This is a genomic window from Longimicrobiaceae bacterium (assembly GCA_035936415.1).
Lineage (GTDB): Bacteria > Gemmatimonadota > Gemmatimonadetes > Longimicrobiales > Longimicrobiaceae > JAFAYN01.
On record DASYWD010000338.1, the window covers coordinates 1 to 4172 of the forward strand.

The window sequence follows — 4172 nt, forward strand, 5'->3', positions numbered from 1 at the left end:
TATCTTGTCTGCCTGGACGGTGGTCATTCGGATCTCCGGGTTCTTGAGTGGAACAGAGCACCCTCAAGCTATCCCGGCGGGGACGGATGGTCACCGTCCTTCTTTGTGGCCCCCTGTCAGGCGATTACCATCACACTACACCAGAAGCATTTCTCCACCCTCCCCAGGCGCGGCTGCTTGGCCGCATGTTGGTGCGAGATAGGCGAGCACACAGACAAATGTTCATCTCCACGCATAGCGGGGACGTTCTCCGCGGTATGCTTGACGCGGGTGGAGGAAGCTTAAGAATCATCCGACTCCACAGAGTTGATGAGATCAACGTAGCTCGTGAACTCAGTCCGATCGAGCTGCAAGAATTTTGGAGTGACCCTCTACTCAGGTACTCCAATATACTTGACGGCATTTTCCACGAGAAGGTAATCCTGTGCGAGAGCGATTCGGACAACCGCTTCTATGCCGCCGTGCTCGATGCAGTCATTGAGGGGAAGGGGAAGAATGCTGTGCGCCCAGACATCATGTTCACGCATTGCGGCGGCAAGGCACGGCTGCCTACCGCTATCGCGGCGCTCCGCCGGCTTGCCGTGCCCGTGATCGCTGTTGCAGACTTCGACGTGCTCAGCGAAGTCCACCCTCTGTCAGCCATTATCACCGCTCTCGGCGGGGACTGGGCGGCCTTACAGGCGGATTGGCGGCAGGTGAAGAACTCGATCGATGCTAAGAGACCTGAGCTGGCTACCGCCGATGTGCGGCGAGAAATCGAACCGATTCTCGCCGGAGCGGCCGAGCCCGTCTTCCCGGAAAATGCGCGGCGCGCTGTCCTTGCGGTGCTCGCTCGATCCTCGCCGTGGTCTCTGGCGAAGCAGACAGGGAAGGCCTTCGTGCCAAATGGGAACCCGTCGCAGGCTGTGGAGAGGCTCATGAAGGGGCTTCGCGCAATCGGACTGTTCGTTGTGGATGTCGGTGAGCTCGAGCAGTTTGTGAAGACTGTTCCAGGCCACGGTCCAAAGTGGGTAAACGAGTTGCTAACGACTAAGGATCTGGCGGACGGCGAGCTTCAGCCTGCTCGAGAATTTGTTACAGCTATGGCTGACTGGAAGCGGCAGGGATCCGGCGGTCATCACTGACCTAAACGTCTGCCTACCACCACGCAAACGGAGGGGCCCCCAGCCGAAGCCGGAGACCCCTCCCCGAACCATACCGCCCCCACCCTACCCCTCACCCCCCTCCCAACCCCACCACCCAACTGCTACCCCACCCCACCCCACCCACCCGCTGCCTCACGGCAGTGGGACCTGGATCACACCCTCAGCCCATCAGCCGCACTCACTGTACCCGCAGACGTGGCACTTCTGGCACCCCTCCGCGAACTCCAGCTGGCTGGAGCAGTCCGGGCACGTGCCGATGAACGTCTCGCTCTGGTCGTACGCCCCCAGCGGGAGCTGCACTGCCGCCTGCGTGGCCGGGGCCACCGCCGCGTCGCCGTTCGCCGCGGGCGCGAGCTCCGGGATCAGCTCCTCCTGGATTCCCGCCTTCTCCTGCTCCCGCAGCGCGATGGCCTGCGCGATGGCGTCCGGCACCGAGTGCACCTTGTTGGCCCCGAACCCGATCGCCCGGTCCGACGAGATCCCGCGGAGCTGCGTGTGCACGTCCGCCACCGGGACCCCGAAGCGCAGCGCCAGCGAGATCAGGCGGCCGATGGCCTCCACGTCCGCCATGGCGATGCTCCCCGCCTTGCCCAGCGTGGCGAACACCTCGAACGGCTGCCGGTTCGTGTCTTCGTTGATGGTCACGAACACGTCGCCCAGCGGCGAGGACATCTTGCGCGTGGTGCCGTTGAGCACCGCCGGCCGCTTCCGCTTGTGGCGGTGCACCCGCTGCGCCTGCGCCTCCGCGCGGGCCAGCGCCTCGCGGGTGGCCCGCAGCTCCGCCTCCAGCTTCGCCACGCGCTCACGCGCCTCCGCCACCTTCGCCGTGTCCTCCGCCTGCTGCGCCGGCGTCTTCGTGGCGCCGGTGGAGAGCACCTGGCCGTCGCGCGAGCCGTCGCGGTACACGGTGACGCCCTTGCAGCCGAGCTTGAAGGCCAGCTCGTAGATCTTCCGCACGTCCTCGACGGTGGCCTCGTGCGGGAAGTTGGTCGTCTTCGAGATGGCCGAGTCCGTGTGCTCCTGGAAGGCCGCCTGCATGCGGACGTGCCACTCCGGCGTGATGTCGTGCGCCGTCACGAAGGCGCGCTGCACCCGCTCCGGGACCTCCGGGAAGTGGATGTGCCCCTGCTCCGCGATCCGCTTCATCAGGTCGTCCGAGTACCACCCCTCGGCGCGGGCGATGGCGACGAAGTCGTCGTTCACGTCCGGCATCATCACGCCCGCCTGGTTGCGCATGAACGCCACCGCGAAGAGCGGCTCGATCCCGGAAGAGCACCCCGCGATGATGGAGATGGTCCCCGTGGGCGCCACGGTGGTGACGTTGCAGTTGCGCAGGCGGCGCTCCGGGCGGATCCGGTCGCCGTTGGGCGCGCGGGCGCACGTCTCGTCCGGCCCCCAGATGGAGCGCTCCCACTCCGGGAAGACGCCGCGGCCCTCCGCCAGGTTCTCCGACTCGCGCTTGGACTCCTCGTCCATGAACTCCATGATGCGCCGGCCGATCTCCACCCCCTCCTCGGAGTTGTAGGGGATCCCCAGGCGCACCAGCAGGTCCGCGAAGCCCATCACCCCCAGCCCGATCCGGCGGATGTTCTGCGCCAGCTCCGTGATCTGCGGGAGCGGGTACTGGTTGGCGTCGATCACGTTGTCCAGGAAGTGCGTCGAGAGGCGCACCACCCGGCGGTACTCCTTCCAGTCGATCTTCTCGTACCAGGGGGCGTCCGCGGGGATGTCCTCGCGGACGAAGGCGCCCACGTTCACCGAGCCCAGGTTGCAGACGTCGTACGGCAGCAGCGGCTGCTCCCCGCACGGGTTGGTGGCCTCGTAGTCGCCCAGGTGCGGCACCGGGTTGTAGAAGTTGGCCCGGTCGATGTAGAACACCCCCGGCTCACCCGTCCGCCAGGCGTTCTCCACCACCTTCTCCCACACCGCGCGCGCGTCCAGCCGGCCCGCGACCGCGCCGGTGCGCGGGTTCACCAGGTCGTACTCCTCGCCGCGCTCCACCGCCTGCATAAAGGCGTCGGTGACCGCCACGGAGATGTTGAAGTTGGTGACCTGCGTCAGGTCCTGCTTGCAGTCGATGAACCCCATGATGTCCGGGTGGTCCACCCGCAGGATTCCCATGTTGGCCCCGCGGCGGGTGCCGCCCTGCTTCACCACCTCGGTGGAGGCGTCGTACAGCTTCATGAAGGAGACGGGCCCCGACGCCACCCCGGTGGTGGACTTCACGATGTCGCCCGAGGGGCGGATGCGCGAGAAGCCGAAGCCCGTCCCGCCGCCCGACTGGTGCACCAGCGCCATGGAGCGCAGGGTGTCGTAGATCCCGTTCTCGCCGTTGGAGAGCTCGTCCTCCACGGGGAGCACGAAGCAGGCGGAGAGCTGCCCCAGCGGGCGCCCCGCGTTCATCAGCGTGGGCGAGTTGGGCTCGAAGCGCCGCGTGGTCATCAGCGCGTAGAACTCGCGCGCCAGCGCCTCCACCTCATCGTCCGTGGCGCCGTACCGGGCGTCCTCGGCGGCGATGGTGCGGGCGACGCGCCAGAACATCTCCTCCGGGTCCTCCACCGGCTTCCCCCCGTCGTCCTTCTTCAGGTACCGCTTGCTCAGGACCGTGCGGGCGTTCTGCGACAGCTCGGCCGGCGGCAGGTCGACGCGCGTGCGCGGGTCGACCACGGACGGAACGGTGAGGGGAGGGTTCATGGAGGGGCTCCTCGAATCGGGTGAAAAAGGACTCGGACTATCCGCGAGAGGCCCTAAGCCGGCCTCGTTGCTTGACATGCGCCTGCAGCGTCCCACGGGGCACCACATGTTGGGGAGGCACAAGCTACACCCCCCATATGTTGCGGTCAAGCACCTTCTCCAGCTCGCAAAGACCGTACCCGTCTGATACCCCCTAGGAGGGTTTTCGGAACTCTCCCGCGGGGGGTGGACGGAGCTAAACGGGGGTACGTGCGCGAGGTTAGGCCAGGCGTGGAGAGCGTCTATAGAAGGTGGAAACGAACGAAACCAGAAGCGCGGCCCGGCCCCCCGCGG

Annotated in this window: 2 protein-coding genes; one reads left to right on the plus strand and one right to left on the minus strand. The window is 66.5% G+C overall.

Going from position 1 to position 4172, the window contains the following annotated elements; all coding sequences use genetic code 11:
- Window positions 1-218 precede the first annotated feature (218 nt).
- Window positions 219-1124 carry a TOPRIM nucleotidyl transferase/hydrolase domain-containing protein gene (locus VGR37_13850; protein HEV2148481.1) on the plus strand — a complete coding sequence of 302 codons (906 nt, stop codon included), beginning with the start codon at window positions 219-221 and terminating at the stop codon, window positions 1122-1124.
- Between the two features lie 189 nt (window positions 1125-1313).
- On the opposite strand, the gene VGR37_13855 is transcribed toward VGR37_13850, so the two are convergent.
- Entirely contained in the window at window positions 1314-3839 is a 2526-nt protein-coding gene (locus VGR37_13855) for a vitamin B12-dependent ribonucleotide reductase (protein HEV2148482.1), read from the minus strand.
- Between the last annotated feature and the right edge of the window lie 333 nt (window positions 3840-4172).

Coding starts and splice junctions, on each gene's coding strand:
- VGR37_13850 (HEV2148481.1), top strand. CDS start 219: ATGTTCATCTCCACGCATAGCGGGGACGTTCTCCGCGGTATGCTTGAC.
- VGR37_13855 (HEV2148482.1), bottom strand. CDS start 3,839: ATGAACCCTCCCCTCACCGTTCCGTCCGTGGTCGACCCGCGCACGCGC.